The organism is Azospirillum sp. B506 (assembly GCF_000333595.1).
Classification (GTDB): Bacteria; Pseudomonadota; Alphaproteobacteria; order Azospirillales; family Azospirillaceae; genus Azospirillum.
Window position 1 is genome coordinate 1 of record NZ_BADK01000597.1, and the last position, 15,110, is coordinate 15,110.

Genomic DNA, 15,110 nt, shown 5'->3' on the forward strand with positions numbered 1-15,110 from the left:
CCTGGCCAAGCGGATCCCCGGCAAGGAGGAGTTCCACGAGACGCTGCGCTATTTCCGCCACCGGCTGGCCGACACGGGCGTGACGCTGCATCTGGGGCGGCGGGTGACGGTGGGCGACCTGACGGACGCCGGCTACGATGCGGTGGTGCTGGCGACCGGGGTGGTGCCGCGCGACCCGAAGATCCCCGGGCAGGACCATCCGAAGGTGCTGACCTATATCGACGTGCTGCGCGGCGCCAAGCCGGTCGGCCGGCGGGTCGCGGTGGTGGGGGCCGGCGGCATCGGTTTCGACGTCAGCGAATTCCTGGTTCACGACGGCGCGTCGCCCAGCCTGGACCCGGCGCTGTGGCGGGCCGAATGGGGGGTTGCCGACCCGGCCGAGGCGCGCGGCGGCGTCGCCGGCATCCGCCCCCACCTGACGCCGCCGGCCCGCGAGGTCGTGCTGCTCCAGCGCAAGGCGAGCAAGCCCGGCGCCGGGCTGGGCAAGACCACCGGCTGGATCCACCGGGCGCAGCTGAAGATGAAGAACATCCAGGCGCTGTCCGGCGTCAATTACGAGCGCATCGACGATGAGGGGCTGACCGTCAGCTTCGGCGAAAAGCGCGAGCGGCTGCAGACGCTGGCGGTCGATACCGTCGTGCTATGCACGGGGCAGGAGCCGCTGCGCGATCTGCAGGCCCCGCTGGAGGCTGCCGGCATCGCGGTCCATCTGATCGGCGGTGCCGACGTCGCGGCGGAGTTGGATGCCAAGCGCGCCATCGCCCAGGGCACCCGGCTGGCGGCGGAGCTGTAGGGAGGATGTTTCGCGCGCCCTCTCCACAGCCATGACGGGAATGAGGGCGCCTTTGTCACACCCCGGTCCGAACGGACGATGAGCGAAATAGCTTGCCGCCACATCTGATATATTAGTATTATGGGGCATTCGCTTCTGAGGAGGCTGGACGCCATGCCATCGGGCAACCCGCCGGCCAAAACCGGTTCCTTCGCCGCTCCCCCGCAATCGCACCCGATCTCGACCCCGCCGGTCCCGCCGGCCAAGGCCGCTGCGCTGCTGGCCCGACCGCCGGCACGGCGGGACATGCGGCGCGGTCCGACCGCCGCCGATGCCATCCACCGCGACCTGCGGGCGGAGATCGTGTCGCTGAAACGCAAGCCGGGCGACCCCATCGCCGAAAAGCAGATCGCCGAAGCCTATGGCGTCAGCCGCACCCCGGTGCGCGAGGCGGTGCTGCGGCTGGCGGACGAGGGGCTGATCGAGATCTTCCCGCAGTCCGGCACCTTCGTCGCCCGCATTCCGCTGGGCGCGCTGCCGGAAGCCGGCGTGATCCGCAAGGTGCTGGAACGGGCGACCGTGCGCTTCGCCGCCGAACGGGCCAACCGCAGCCAGATCGCAGCCTTGCGCGCCTGCCTGGAACACCAGCGCGAGGTCGATGCGCAGGGCGACGCCGACGGCTTCCATCAGGCCGACGAGGCCTTCCATGCCCAGATCACCGAGATGGCGGGCTATCCCGGCTTCTGGACCATCATCCAGCAGGCCAAGGTCCAGCTCGATCGCTGCCGCCGCCTGACCCTGCCGGTCCCCGGCCGCATGCGCACGGTCATCGCCGAGCATGAGGCCATCGTCGATGCCATCGCCGGCCATGATCCCGACCGGGCCGAACAGAGCCTGGTGTGCCATCTGGACAATCTGCAGATCACGGTGGACGACGTGCGCAACGCCGCGCCACTCTATTTCTCCGGCAGCCTGACCGCCGATATGGCTGACGACCTGCCTGCCCTGGACAGAGCCGTCTGATGAACGCCCAACGCCGCCGCATCGGCGTCGTCGGGCTGGGCATGGCGTCGGCACCGCATGCGCAGAGCCTGGTCGACCTGGCTGACCGGGTGGAGGTGGCCGGCTGTTTCAGCCCGTCGGCCGAGCGCCGGGCCGCCTTCGCCGCCCGCCACGGCCTGCCGGCGGTCGACCGGCTGGAGGCGTTGCTGGACGATCCGGCGCTGTCGGCCGTCCTGCTGCTGACCCCGCCCGACAGCCATGCCGATCTGGTGGCGCGCTGTGCCGCCGCCGGCAAGCATGTGCTGTTGGAGAAGCCGCTGGACGCCACCCCGGAGGGCGCGCGGTCGGTGGTCTCGGCGATGGAGGGGGCCGGGCTGACGCTGGGCGTCGTGCTGCAGCACCGCTTCCGCGCGTCGGTCGAACGGCTGGCGGCGCTGATGCGCGACGGTGCGCTGGGCCGGCCGCTGACGGCGGCGGTGTCGGTGCGCTGGTGGCGCGACGCCGCCTATTACGCCCAGCCCGGCCGCGGCAGGAAGGCGCGCGATGGCGGCGGCGTGCTGCTGACCCAGGCGATCCACACGCTGGATGCCTTTGTCAGCTTGGCTGGCCTGCCGGATCGGGTCGTCGGCTTCGCCGCGACCAGCGTCCTGCGCGGCGCGGACACAGACAGGGATGTGGGCATGGACACCGAGGATGTGGTCGCCGCGGCCCTGCGCTACGACAACGGCATGCTGGCGACGGTGAACGCCACCACCGCCGCCTTTCCCGGCTATCCGGAGCGGATCGAGATCGCCGGGACCGGCGGCTCCGCCCTTCTGTGCGGCGACCGGCTGGAGGTGCAGCTGATCGGTGGCGAGCGCATCGCCGCCGGCGCGGACGATGCCACGCTGGGCGGCGGCGCCGACCCGATGGCCTTCTCCCACCAGCATCACCGCGCCGTGCTGTGCGACTTTCTCGACGCGCTGGACGAGGGACGTCGGCCGCGGGTGGACGGGCGCGAGGCGCTGAAGGTCCACCGGCTGATCGAAGCGATTCTGGAGGCATCCGGCAGCGGCGTGGGCGTGGACGTCGGCGTTTCCTGAACCATCGGTCCTGATCGCCGTTCCACAGGCCGGAAGCGCGGCCTTGCGGAATCCGCCGCTTTGGCGTAAAGCGCCAGAACCAGGCCGGGCCCCTCTGGCAACCGTCACCGGTTGCGATGTCGGACTGGGAACATCAGGAGCGGCCCGCGCCTCTTGCCCCTGACCGGCGCTTCCCGTCCGACGCCATCGGCGCGGCCCGGCCGGTCATCGGAAGACCCTGCACGGCCTCTCCTCCCACACTGATCGTGATGCGAGGACTCGTGCCCAAATGATGGAATTCTTCACCACCGAGGCGCTGTTCGCGCTGCTCCAGGTCATCATGATCGATCTGGTGCTGGCAGGCGACAACGCCATCGTCATCGGTCTGGCCGCCGCCGGTCTGCCGAAGGAGCATCGCGGCAAGGCGATCCTGATCGGCATCCTGGCTGCCACCGTGCTGCGCATCGCCTTCGCGGCGGTCACCACCCAGCTGCTCCAGGTCATCGGGCTGCTGCTGGCCGGCGGCGTGCTGCTGCTGTGGGTCTGCTGGAAGATGTGGCGCGAGCTGCGCCAGTCCCAGGACGAGGATGAGGCGGTCGACGCGCTGGAGAATGACGATGGGGCCGCCGCATCCGGTCCGCGCAAGACGCTGGGGCAGGCGGTCTGGCAGATCGTCGTCGCCGACGTGTCGATGTCGCTCGACAATGTGCTGGCGGTCGCGGGGGCCGCGCGCGAGCATCTGGGGGTGCTGGTCATCGGACTGACGCTGTCGATCGCCCTGATGGGTCTCGCTGCCAGCCTGATCGCCCGAGTCCTGCACAAGCACCGCTGGCTGGCCTATGTCGGCCTCGCCATCATCCTCTATGTCGCCCTCGACATGATCTATCGCGGCGCCCAGGAAGTCTGGCCGCTGGTGAACGGACACGCCTGAGGGTCCGGCAGCCGGCGGCGCAGGGGTGGCGGATTGTCGCACCGCGCCGCCGGCAGCGGGCCGGCCGGTGGCCAAATACCATTGACGTGGGCGGCTTTTCGCCCTCCCGCGCCCGACGCCCTCCGGCAAGAGTTCCGGAGGGTTGTTGCCGCCTTGAACTTTCAGGGTTGCGCGCAGATTGATATACTAATATCCTAAGCGCCGGAAAGACCGGTCCGCCGGCCATGCTCCGCAGCATCGGCATCGGCGGGAAGAACAGCCTCGCGATGGGGACTGTCGAGCATGAGGTTTGTTTGGCCTTGTCAGTGATATTGGGAAATGCGGCAATAAGTCACGCATGACGATGGTTTGATACTGGCGCCGGAACCGGTGCCGCTGACATGCGACATTTTCTCCACCGAACTTTACAGCAGGAAAACTACTTGCCAATGATTGTAATATATTAGTATACATCAATCGTGCCTTGGGTGCTCTGGATGGAGCGACCGAACGCCGACAGCACCACTCCGACGCCATGCAGGGCTTCGGCGCCAATGTAATTATTCGACAAAACCAGATCATGGAGCGCTGTTCGTCACATTTTCTGAAGAATAATAGCGCTGCGAATGGGGCTGTCATAATCAGTGTGTGAAGAAAGATACGGTGAATACACCGTGTTTCACGCGATGCGAGCCACCAACCCGACGGATCGCTGAGCCAGTTCGTTCAAAGTGAAACGTCAAGACAGGAGCAGACTCGAATGAGCTTTATGAAGAAACTGGCTCTGGCCAGCGTTGCCAGCATGATGGCGCTGACTGTTGCCCAGGCGCAGGCTCGTCAGTTCCGATCCGCCGATGTTCAGCCGCCCGACTACCCGACCGTCAAGGCCGTGCAATATATGAGCGATGAGCTGAGCAAGGCCACCAACGGCAAATACACCATCAAGGTGTTTCCCAGCTCCCAGCTCGGGTCCGAGAAGGACACCATCGAGCAGGTGAAGCTCGGCGCCATCGAGTTCCTCCGGGTCAATGCCGGCACGCTCAACACCATCTGCCCGGCGATGATGGTGCCGGTGCTGCCCTTCGTCTTCCGTGACACCCAGCACATGCGCTCGGTCCTCGACGGCCCGCTGGGCGACGAAATCCTTGCCGATTGCGATGCGCACGGCATGATCGGCCTGGCCTTCTACGATTCGGGATCGCGTTCCTTCTACACCAAGACCCCGGTCCGCAAGATCGACGATCTGAAAGGCCTGAAGATCCGCGTCCAGCAGTCGGACGTCTGGGTCGCCATGATGAAGCTGCTCGGCGCCAACCCGACGCCGATGCCGACCGGCGAAGTGTTCACCGGCCTGAAGACCGGACTGATCGACGGTGCCGAGAACAACTGGCCGACCTACCAGTCCTCGCACCAGTATGAGGCTGCCAAGTACTTCACGCTCACCGAGCACTCCATGGCTCCCGACGTCCTGCTGATGTCGAAGAAGACCTATGACGGCTTCACGCCGGAAGAAAAGGCCATGGTCCGCAAGGCGGCGAAGGACTCGGTCCCCTACATGCGCAAGCTGTGGGAGGACATGGAGGTCTCGTCCCGGAGCATCGTCGAGAAGGCCGGTGTCGAGGTCATCAGCATCGACAAGGCGCCGTTCCAGGCCGCGATGAAGCCGGTCTACGACCAGTTCCTGACCGATCCGAAGCTGAAGGATCTCCTGGTCCGCATTCAGCAGTCCAAGTGACAGCCGCCGGCCCGTCCGCTCCGGCGGCCGGGCCGGCCCACTCCGCGCCACGCACCCCTTTTTGAAGACGGCACCCGTGCCCGCCGGCCCGCCCGCTGCGGCGGCGCTGCGGCTGCTGTGGCGCGCTTGCGCCATGGCGTGCCGATCATCCTCACCCTGGGGATACAAGGAGATATCCGGATGGCTGAGCACACGCTGGCCCCGCCCCTAGAGCACCGATTGAAGACGTCCATGATCACGGGTGCGCTCGGTGCATATTTCCGCTTCAACGCCAGACTGTCCCGTCTCTGCCTGCAACTGGCGGTGTTCGGGCTGATGGTGATCCTGATCGCGGTGCTGACCCAGATCTACGGCCGCTACATCCTCAACGATTCGCCGGCCTGGACCGAGATTCTGGCGCTGGTGATGGTGCTGTACGTGACCTGCCTCGCCGCCGCGGTCGGTGTCCGCGACGGCCGCCACATCGGCATGGAATCGCTGCTGACCTTCGCCCCCGAAGGGGTGCGCTACGCGGCCGAGATCGTCGTCTATCTCGGGATGATCGTCTTCGCCCTGTTCATGACCTGGGGCGGCGCCGTCCTCAGCTGGGAAATGTGGGAATACGTCAATCCCGGACTGCCGATCTCGCAAGGCTGGTCGTATCTGCCCCTGGCCATCGGCGGCATCCTGATCGTCGTCTTCGCCATCGAGCGCATCATCGCTCGCGTCCTGAACCTGGAGGTCACCCCGTCATGGCACTGACCATTCTCTGCGTGACCTTCGTGCTTGGGCTGGTCGTCGGCATGCCGGTGGTGTTCGCCATCGGGCTGTCGTCGCTCGCCACCGTTCTGTACGAAGGCCTGCCGATCGCCGTCGTGTTCCAGCGCATGGCCGCCGGCATGAACGTCTTCGCCTTCCTGACCATTCCCTTCTTCATCTTCACCGGCGAGCTGATGATGTATGGCGGCATCGCCGACCGCATCATCCGCTGCTCCAAGGCGATGGTCGGGCATGTCCGCGGCGGTCTCGGCATGACCAACGTCGTCGCCTGCACGATGTTCGGCGGCGTGTCCGGTTCGCCGGTGGCCGACGTCTCGGCGATGGGCTCGGCGCTCATCCCGCTGATGAAGAAAGAGAAGATCGACGCCGACTACGCCGTCAACGTCACCACCTATTCCTCGCTGGTCGGCGCGGTGATGCCAACGAGCCACAACATGATCATCTACTCGCTGGCCGCCGGCGGCATCGTGTCGATGAATTCGCTGATCATGGCCGGCGCGGTTCCGGCGGTGATGCTGTCGATCGCCAACCTGCTGACGGCCTATTTCGTCGCCCGCGCCCGTGCCTATCCGTCGGGCAAGTTCCCCGGCTGGGCGGAAGTCGCCCGCAGCCTGGCGGTGGCGCTTCCCGGCCTGTTCATCATGGTCATCATCGTCGGCGGCATCCTGTCCGGCGTGTTCACCGCGGCGGAAGCCGGTGCGGTGGCGGTGCTCTACGCCCTGCTGCTGACCGTGTTCGTCTATCGCAGCCTGAGCTGGCAGGACTTCCTCAAGGCGGCGGCCAAGGCGACCAAGACCACCGGCATCGTGCTGCTGCTGATCGGCATCTCGACGATGTTCGGCTATCTGATGAGCATCTACGGCGTCGCCGAGATCGCCGGCGAGGCGCTGAGCAGCATCAGCACGACCCCCTGGGTCGTCTTCATCATGGTCGACATCGCCCTGTTCCTGTTCGGCATCTTCCTCGACATGGCCGCCCATATCCTGGTCTGCACGCCGATCTTCCTGCCGATCGTCATGCATTACGGCATGGACCCGGTCCAGTTCGGCATCATCGTGCTGCTGAACTGCACCATCGGCCTGAACACCCCGCCGGTCGGCGCCGCCTTCTACCTCGGCTGCGCCATCGGCGAGGTCCCGGTCAGCAAGGTGGTCCGCTCCATGTGGCCGTTCATGGCGGCGCTGTGGGTGACGCTGCTGGTGGTGACCCTGGTTCCGGAAGCCTCCATGTTCGTGCACGACCTGCTCAAATAGGCAGCGACTCACCATCTCAGGGGACGGGAAGGGCCACGCGAGTGGCCCTTCTTTTTTTGCCCGGATCCACGGCCAGCCTCAATTCGGAGGTATTCCGCCGCGGCTACTTCGGTCCCTGGAAATATCGGGGCAATCTTCCTGTTGTGCGAAGGTAAGTGGAACTCGACCAAATCGATAGGGATGCGCTCTTTTCTCTGATCCGGAGAAAACAGGTCGCCCGGTGGAGGCATGGACATTCCAAGGAATGATCGGCTTATTGGATGTTGTTCGATGGACATGATCCCGTACATCACAGAACGCGCAAGCGACTTCCAACAATTCCCCAGAAAGGGGTTTCCATGCACGGGATCATTCTTGCCGACGCCGCTCTGGCCGACATCGATGCGCTGATCGGCCGGCATGCGCCGGACGTGACGGTGGTCCGGGTCGCCGCGGACGAGGACGCCCTGGGCCTGCTGTCCGACGCGCTGGAGGCCGCCCGCGACGCCGGCCCGGCCGCTGTCCACCTGATCGCCCATGGCGCGCCGGGCGTGGTGAAGCTTGGGGCGACGCCGCTCGACAGCAGCGCGCTGCTGGACCGACGCTGGCCCGATGCGACCGGCTGCGAGATCCTGATCCACGCCTGCGATGTCGGGGCCGGCCGCAACGGCCGCCGCTTCGTGGAGCGTCTGGCCGCCGTCACCGGCGCCCGCGTCGCCGCCGCCAGCCATCCGGTCGGCAATCCTGACGGTCAGGCGGACCAGGGCGCTTCCTGGGATCTCGACGTGGCGACCGGCCCGATCCTGGCCGCGCGCCCGTTCGCCGGGGCGGAGGCCTGGCCGCACCGGCTCGGCTACAGCGGCACGGCGACCAGCGGCAACGACACGCTGATCGGCGACAACAGCGGCAACACCATCAACGGGCTGGCCGGCAACGACAGCATCGTCGGCGGCACCGGCAACGACAGCCTGATCGGCGGCGTCGGCAACGACACGCTGGTCGGCGGCGGCAACACGGGCCAGTCGGCCGGCGACACCATGAATGGCGGGCTGGGCGCGGACCATTATGTCGGTGGCAGCGGCTTCAACATCGTCACCTACGAGAACGCCACCAGCGGCCTGACGCTGGACCTGACCAACGGCGCCAACAACACCGGCGAGGCGGCGGGCGATACCTTCGTCAACATCCAGCGCTGGGTCGGCTCCGAATATGCCGACAGCCTGACCGCCGGCGACACCGCGGTGTGGTTCTGGGGCCATGGCGGCAACGACGTCGAGCATGGCGGGGCCGGCGACGACACGCTGGAGGCCGGCGACGGCAACGACAGCGTCTTCGGCGGCGGCGGCAACGACCTGATGTACGGCCGCGCCGACAACGACCAGCTGCATGGCGAACTCGGCAACGACACGGTGGCCGGCGGCGGCGGTGCCGACCTGATCTATGGCGATGCCGGCAACGATTTGCTGAAGGGCGACTGGGAGCGCGACACCGTCTATGGCGGCGATGGCGACGACACCATCCTGGCCGGCATCGTCAGCTCGGGCAGCTACGCCCAGACCCAGAACGACCTGATCTATGGCGATGCCGGCAACGACCGCTACATCGTGGTCAGCCAGTACGATGCCGGCACCGTCAGCTTCGACGGCGGTGCGGGGACCGACACGCTGGAGCTGCGGTCGGACAATCTGACCAGCTACAACGGCTACAATCTCGAATATTACAACGACGTCGCTTCGCCGAAGATCGACATCAGCGGCATGACGCTGACCAGCGTCGAGACGCTGGCCCTGACCGGCAGCCAGCGCCACACCGTGACGATGACCGCAGCGCAGGGCAACGCCTTCGGCAGCATCACCGGTGCGGCCACCGGCGACGCCTTCGCCATTGTCGGCGCCGCGCTGTCAGGGACGGTCGGCAGCGGCAACGGCAGCACGCTGACCGCCGGCCATGTCCAGGCGGAGACGGTGAACGGCGTCACGCTGGTCCATGTCGGACTCGACGCCACCGCCGGGTCGGATCTGACGCTGCGCATCGCCGGCAGCTTCGCTGCGTCCAACATCAGCCTGTCCGGCAACACCATCACGCTGGGCCAGGGCGGAGGATCGACCGGTGGCGGCGATACGGGGGGTGGCAACACAGGCGGCGGAACCGGCGGTGGTCCTGGCGGCCAGACGCTGACCGGAACCGACGGCCGCGACTATCTGGCCGGCGGCAGCGGCAACGACACCATCATCAGCAACGCCGGCAACGACTACATGACCGGCGGCGCCGGCAGCGACAGCTTCGTCTTCAAGCCGGGCGATGGCTGGGACTATATCGGCGATTTCCAGGCCGGCAGCGGCGGCGATGTGCTGAATGTCGCGGGCTGGAGCGGGTTCAAGGATTTCGCCTCTGTGATGGCCGTCACCGTCCAGGACGGCGCCAACACCGTCGTGAACTTCGACAACAACAACAGCGCCATCCTGGCCAACGTCACCCGCAGCAGCCTGACCGCCGCCAACTTCTCCTTCACCGCCATTGGCGGTGGCGCCGGCGGCGGCAGCACCGGCGGCACGCCGGGCCAGACCATCACCGGCACCTCGGCCGGCGACTATCTGGCCGGCGGCAGCGGCAACGACACCATCACCGGCAATGCCGGCAACGACTACATGATCGGCGGCGCCGGGCGCGACACCTTCGTCCAGCATGCCAGCGACGGCTGGGACGTCATCGGCGACTTCCAGGCCGGCAGCGGCGGCGACGTGATCGACATCCGCAGCATCGGCGGCTTCACCAGCCTGAACAGCGTGCTGACCCACTCGACGCAGGACGGCGCCGACCTGTCCATCGACCTCGGCGCCTTCAACTCGATCAAGCTGATGGGCGTCGACCGCAACAGCCTGACGGCGGAGAACTTCCTGTTCGCCAGTTCGGTGGGGTGAGCCACTCCCTCTCCCCCCTGGGGAGAGGGGATTTTGGGTATTATCGCTTTACCGCTCCACAGCGACCGGGACGTTCAGGGCGTTGCGCTTCTGCACCGCCTCGTAGACCGGGGGGAAGGCAGGGCGGTTGACGTAGCGGCCGGCGCCGCGCACCGCGCGGCTCTCGCCCAGCGCATGGACGATGCGGCCCTGGCTCAGCGTGTAGGCCGGGGTGCCGGTGACGGTCATGCCTTCGAAGATGTTCAGGCCGACCTTCTGCATCTGGGTCTTGGCCGAGATGGTCCTGGTCGCCTTCGGATCCCACACCACCAGATCGGCGTCGGCCCCGACGCTGACCGAGCCCTTGCGCGGGTAGAGGTTGAAGATCTTCGCGGCGTTGGCCGAGGTCACGGCGACGAACTCGTTCATCGTCAGCCGGCCGGTGTTGACGCCGTGGGTCCACAGCGCGGTCATGCGGTCCTCGATGCCGGCCGTGCCGTTCGGGATCCTGGTGAAGTCATTGCGGCCCATCGCCTTCTGCTCGGCGCAGAAACAGCAATGGTCGGTGGCGGTGGTGTGCAGATGCCCCGCCTGGAGGCCGCGCCACAGCGCGTCCTGATGCTCCTTGGGACGGAAGGGCGGGCTCATGACATGGCCGGCGGCGAAGTCCCAGTCGGGATTGCGGTACACCCCGTCATCGATCAGCAGATGGCCGGCCAGCACCTCGCCGAACACGCGCTGGCCGTCGTTCTGGCCGCGCTCGATGGCGGCCAGCGCCTCCTTGGCCGAGACATGGACGATGTAGACCGGCACGCCGAACACCTTCGCCACCTGGATGGCGCGGTTGGCGGCCTCGCCCTCCACCTCCGGCGGACGGGAGAGGGGGTGGGCCTCCGGTCCGGTCAGCCCCTGGGCCAGCAGCTTCTTCTGGAGCTGGAAGACCAGCTCGCCATTCTCGGCATGGACGGTGGGGATGGCGCCGAGTTCCAGGCAGCGCTGGAAGCTGTTCACCAGCGTCTCGTCGTCGGCCATGATGGCGTTCTTGTAGGCCATGAAATGCTTGAAGCTGTTCACGCCATGGTCGGCCACCAGCGTGCCCATGTCCTGCCGCACGCTCTCGTCCCACCAGGTGACGGCGACGTGGAAGCTGTAGTCGCCGGCGGCCTTCTCCGCCCAGCCCCGCCAGGTGTGGTATGCCTCCATCAGGCTCTGTTTCGGGTTGGGGATGACGAAGTCGATGATCATCGTCGTCCCCCCGGCGAAGCCGGCGGCGGTGCCGCTGAAGAAATCCTCCGTCGTTACCGTGCCCATGAAGGGCAGCTCCATGTGGGTGTGCGGGTCGATGCCGCCGGGCATGACGTAGCAGCCGCCGGCATCCACCATTTCTGCCCCTGCCGGCACGTCGAGAGCGTCGCCCACGGCGGTGATGATGCCGTCCTGGCAAAGGACGTCGGCGCGGCGGGTTTGCTCGGCGGTGACGACGGTGCCGCCGCGGATCAGGATGGTGGACATGCTCGGGCGCTCCCTCAAAGGATCGGTTGGGCGGAGGTGTCGGGCGTTTCGGATAGGTCGGGTTCGGCGATTTGCGGTTCGGGCAGGCCGGCGGCGCGCAGGACCATGCGCAGGACTTCGGCCGTCATGGTGGCGAAATCCTGGCGGGTCAGGCTGCGGCGGCCCAGCACCTTGCGGATCTGGACGTCGAAGTCGGCGTAATGCTGGGTCACCGCCCAGATCATGAACAGGAACTGCCGGGCGTCCACCGGGGCCATGCGGCCGGCGGCGACCCAGCCGTCGATCACCGCCGCCTTGGCGTCCACCAGCGCCTTCAGGTCTTCCGCGAGGAAGCGGTCGACCTGGGTGCCGCCATGCAGGATCTCGTTGGCGAAGACCTTGGAGGCGTGCGGGCGGCTGCGTGACACCTCCATCTTGGCGGTGACATAGGCGGTCAGCGTCGTCGCCGGATCGGCGTCGGGGGTGAATGAAGCAATTGGCGCCAGCCACATCCGCAGGATGTTGTCGAGCACCGCCCGGTAGAGGTCGTCCTTGGTGCCGAAATAGTAATGCAGGTTGGCCTTGGGCAGGCCGGCCCGCTCGGCGATGTCGGCCATGGTGGCGCCGGCGAAGCCTGCCTCGGCGAAGACGCGCTCGGCCGCCTTCAGGATCCGTTCGACATTCTCACGCCGGATGCGGCCCTGGGACTGTGGGGTGTCCGTGGTTTCGGCAGCCGTTCGCGCCATCGCTTTCGCCATTGCTGTTGCCAAGAGCCCTCTCCCGTCCCGGGAGAGGGAGCGTATCACGCGGAGGCTTTCACCTGCTCTGCCATGGCGTTGGCGCGGTCCAGCACGGCGTGCAGCAGCACCTCGCAGCCGGCGGTCGACCATTCAGGGGTCGTCTCCTCGACCTCGTTGTGGCTGATGCCGTCAATGCAGGGGATGAAGACCATGCCTGTCGGCGCCACCTTCGACAGGTAGCAGGCGTCATGGCCGGCGCCCGACACGATGTCGCGGAAGCTGTGGCCGGTGCGCTCCACCCCCTTGCGGACGGCGGCGACGCAGGCGGCGTCGAAGGCGATCGGGGCGTAGTACCAGATCTGCTTGAAGTCGCTCTCCAGCCCGATCTCGCCGGCGATGCGTTCGACCTCGGCGCGCAGCTCGCCGTCCATCGCGGCGAGGATGCCGTCGTCCGGATGACGGAAATCGACGGTGAAGAAGACGCGGCCGGGGATGACGTTGCGGCTGTTGGGGTGGATCTGCATCAGCCCGACGGTGGCACAGGCCAGCGGGCCGTATTTCAGGCCGATCCGGTTGACCGCATCGACGACGCGGGCGGCTCCCAGCAGGGCGTCCTTGCGACGGACCATCGGGGTCGGGCCGGCATGGGCCTCCTGGCCGGTGAAGGTGATCTCGTACCAGCGCTGGCCCTGGCAGTCGGTGACGACGCCGATGGTCTTGCCCTCGGCCTCCAGGATCGGCCCCTGCTCGATGTGGGCCTCGAAATAGGCACCGACCTTGCGGCCACCCACCTCCCGGTCGCCGGCATAGCCGATGCGGGCCAGCTCCTCGCCCATCGTCTTGCCGTCGAGGTCGGCGCGCGACAGGCCATACTCCAGATCGAACACCCCGGCGAAGACGCCGGACGCCACCATGGCCGGGGCTCCCGGAAGACCTGCACCGTGCGGGCCATCTGTCCGATTTCGTCGCCACGGTCTGCGGCAGGGATGTCCGTCTCCAGATTGCCACGGGCCAGTCGCTCCATCACGTCGGTCAGACGCACGATCGGGCGGGCGATGTTCATGCCGATGAACAGGGCGACGCCGACCGTCACCAGCAGTGCGCCTGCGGCCACCGCCATGAAGGCCCGGGTGGTGTTGTCGACCGATGCATTGACCTCGGCATAGGCGTCGGTCGAGACCTTGCGCTTGTAGGTCAGGTAATCCCGGCTGGTCCCCTGCAGGCGGGTGTAGGCCGCCTGCACCTCCTGCAGGAAATCCAGCGGGTCGACACCCATTTTCAGCAGGTCGAGAAAGCTCCCCACCTTCGCCAGATAGGTGGCGGCATCGCTGCCGAACCGCTCGAAATATCTGCCCTCCTCCTCGCTGTCGGCGGCAGCGCCCTTCAGCGCTTCCGACTGGCTCTTCAGCCGGCCGAGCTGGGCGCCGAGGGCCTTCATTTCTTCCTCCACCGCCTTCGGCGACGCATTCGCGCTGCTGAGGATCACCGTCCGGTACATGCCGGCGTGGGCAACGGTCAGGGTGTCGGTGAGGCCCTGGATTTCCGCTTCCCGGGTGAAGGATCGGTTGAACAGGGCATCGAGCAGGGTCGACTGCTGGGTGATCGCCGACCAGCCAAGCACGGCGATCACCAGCATGCCGATGATCGCCGTCGTTGCCGGAACAGCCATCTTGACGGGAATGTGGAAGTTGTTGAGGAGGGTCATGGGGCACCTGCGTCGGCCGGCGGTCGGTGGCGTGAACGATCCGGCATGGCATTGGGACGGAGGAACTTGCGGTTGCCGCACAACGCCACTCCGGTCGATGAGGCGTTGCAGGAACAGGTTCCCGTGCTGGCTCCGGCATTGATTTCGAGGCGGCTGGCCGGTCGGCACCGCCATCGTCGCGTCATCATGGCCGGAAAACTCATCTCGATGACTATTGCCTTTGCTTTTGCACCAGATCTTTGATCTGACACAATTCAAACAGATTTTCTCCGAAACCGATTCACAATCATTTTGCTCATACTATAATATGTAAGAAGAGGCAAAAACCCAATGATGCCAAGGCCAAAGCCAACTGGCTCCGCAATCACCTCGCCCATCTTGCACAGACCGTGTTCCCTTTTGCTCAGGACACAGCTTTTCCGATAAAGATAAACCTTTTATGGCGCGGATTTGGAGGTTAGCAGGGTTTTCTTCGCCCATCAATCACAGCGATCCGGCAATCTCACCATTAAAGGCACGGAATGTGCCCGCCGCTCCTGCCGGACCGGTCGGCGGCCGCCCCCAAGACGTCAGAGAATTCGTAAGAGTACGGACAATATCCGCAAGAACGGCATCCGGGGTTTCAGCCCATGGAGGATACCATGAAGGCGATGGAGATCGATACCGGCGACAGCAGGGTGGAGATCAGCAGCGACATCGACACCACCTCGCGCCCGGCGTTGTAGCGCTCTGCGAAAACATAAGCGTTGATGCCAATGGGCAGGGCTGCAGCGNTCACGGCCGGAACGACCCACAGGGGCGGC

13 protein-coding genes and 1 pseudogene are annotated in these 15,110 nt (G+C 66.4%); 9 read left to right on the plus strand and 5 right to left on the minus strand.

Features of this window, described 5'->3' with window-relative positions:
* From I71_RS17350 to I71_RS17385, 8 genes are all read left to right on the plus strand, one after another.
* A partial coding sequence (locus I71_RS17350; protein WP_042696094.1) for an FAD-dependent oxidoreductase occupies positions 1-793 on the plus strand: 793 nt, incomplete at its 5' end.
* A 153-nt stretch (positions 794-946) separates the two neighbouring features.
* Positions 947-1,795: a GntR family transcriptional regulator gene (locus I71_RS17355; protein WP_042696095.1), complete on the plus strand. Its 849-nt coding sequence runs from the start codon at positions 947-949 to the stop codon at positions 1,793-1,795.
* Positions 1,795-2,856 (plus strand): Gfo/Idh/MocA family protein, encoded by a 1,062-nt coding sequence (locus tag I71_RS17360; RefSeq protein WP_042696096.1) that lies wholly within the window; start codon positions 1,795-1,797, stop codon positions 2,854-2,856. The genes I71_RS17355 and I71_RS17360 overlap by 1 nt, the downstream gene beginning before the upstream one ends.
* Positions 2,857-3,124: 268 nt before the next feature.
* Complete coding sequence (locus tag I71_RS17365) at positions 3,125-3,766, plus strand: TerC family protein (RefSeq protein ID WP_042696097.1); 642 nt, start codon at positions 3,125-3,127, stop codon at positions 3,764-3,766.
* 739 nt (positions 3,767-4,505) lie between these two features.
* On the plus strand, positions 4,506-5,480 hold the full coding sequence (locus I71_RS17370) for a TRAP transporter substrate-binding protein (RefSeq protein ID WP_199902205.1): 975 nt from the start codon (positions 4,506-4,508) through the stop codon (positions 5,478-5,480).
* Positions 5,481-5,711: 231 nt separating this feature from the next.
* Complete coding sequence (locus I71_RS17375; protein WP_042696098.1) at positions 5,712-6,221, plus strand: TRAP transporter small permease; 510 nt, start codon at positions 5,712-5,714, stop codon at positions 6,219-6,221.
* Positions 6,212-7,492 (plus strand): TRAP transporter large permease, encoded by a 1,281-nt coding sequence (locus I71_RS17380; RefSeq protein WP_042696099.1) that lies wholly within the window; start codon positions 6,212-6,214, stop codon positions 7,490-7,492. The genes I71_RS17375 and I71_RS17380 overlap by 10 nt, the downstream gene beginning before the upstream one ends.
* Before the next feature lie 338 nt (positions 7,493-7,830).
* Complete coding sequence (locus I71_RS17385; RefSeq protein WP_042696100.1) at positions 7,831-10,392, plus strand: DUF4347 domain-containing protein; 2,562 nt, start codon at positions 7,831-7,833, stop codon at positions 10,390-10,392.
* A 48-nt stretch (positions 10,393-10,440) separates the two neighbouring features.
* On the opposite strand, the gene hydA is transcribed toward I71_RS17385, so the two are convergent.
* The 4 genes and pseudogenes from hydA to I71_RS40855 form a co-directional block, all read right to left on the minus strand.
* Complete coding sequence (hydA, locus tag I71_RS17390) at positions 10,441-11,883, minus strand: dihydropyrimidinase (protein ID WP_042696101.1); 1,443 nt, start codon at positions 11,881-11,883, stop codon at positions 10,441-10,443.
* A gap of 14 nt (positions 11,884-11,897) precedes the next feature.
* Complete coding sequence (locus I71_RS17395) at positions 11,898-12,608, minus strand: TetR/AcrR family transcriptional regulator (RefSeq protein ID WP_244433895.1); 711 nt, start codon at positions 12,606-12,608, stop codon at positions 11,898-11,900.
* A 56-nt stretch (positions 12,609-12,664) separates the two neighbouring features.
* Positions 12,665-13,516: a Zn-dependent hydrolase gene (locus tag I71_RS17400; protein WP_375731200.1), complete on the minus strand. Its 852-nt coding sequence runs from the start codon at positions 13,514-13,516 to the stop codon at positions 12,665-12,667.
* Positions 13,517-13,584: 68 nt separating this feature from the next.
* Positions 13,585-13,665: pseudogene (locus tag I71_RS40855) on the minus strand (HAMP domain-containing protein); the annotation flags it as partial.
* A gap of 441 nt (positions 13,666-14,106) precedes the next feature.
* Between I71_RS40855 and I71_RS39870 the strand changes: the two are divergent.
* Positions 14,107-14,550 carry a hypothetical protein gene (locus tag I71_RS39870; protein WP_244433896.1) on the plus strand — a complete coding sequence of 148 codons (444 nt, stop codon included), beginning with the start codon at positions 14,107-14,109 and terminating at the stop codon, positions 14,548-14,550.
* Positions 14,551-14,929: 379 nt separating this feature from the next.
* On the opposite strand, the gene I71_RS36110 is transcribed toward I71_RS39870, so the two are convergent.
* On the minus strand, positions 14,930-15,110 hold a 181-nt coding region (locus tag I71_RS36110; protein ID WP_375731201.1), incomplete at its 5' end, for an AEC family transporter.

Coding starts and splice junctions, on each gene's coding strand:
- I71_RS17385 (WP_042696100.1), top strand. CDS start 7,831: ATGCACGGGATCATTCTTGCCGACGCCGCTCTGGCCGACATCGATGCG.
- I71_RS17395 (WP_244433895.1), bottom strand. CDS start 12,608: ATGGCGCGAACGGCTGCCGAAACCACGGACACCCCACAGTCCCAGGGC.
- I71_RS17365 (WP_042696097.1), top strand. CDS start 3,125: ATGATGGAATTCTTCACCACCGAGGCGCTGTTCGCGCTGCTCCAGGTC.
- I71_RS17400 (WP_375731200.1), bottom strand. CDS start 13,516: ATGGTGGCGTCCGGCGTCTTCGCCGGGGTGTTCGATCTGGAGTATGGC.
- I71_RS17360 (WP_042696096.1), top strand. CDS start 1,795: ATGAACGCCCAACGCCGCCGCATCGGCGTCGTCGGGCTGGGCATGGCG.
- I71_RS17380 (WP_042696099.1), top strand. CDS start 6,212: ATGGCACTGACCATTCTCTGCGTGACCTTCGTGCTTGGGCTGGTCGTC.
- I71_RS17355 (WP_042696095.1), top strand. CDS start 947: ATGCCATCGGGCAACCCGCCGGCCAAAACCGGTTCCTTCGCCGCTCCC.
- I71_RS17375 (WP_042696098.1), top strand. CDS start 5,712: ATGATCACGGGTGCGCTCGGTGCATATTTCCGCTTCAACGCCAGACTG.
- I71_RS17370 (WP_199902205.1), top strand. CDS start 4,506: ATGAGCTTTATGAAGAAACTGGCTCTGGCCAGCGTTGCCAGCATGATG.
- hydA (WP_042696101.1), bottom strand. CDS start 11,883: ATGTCCACCATCCTGATCCGCGGCGGCACCGTCGTCACCGCCGAGCAA.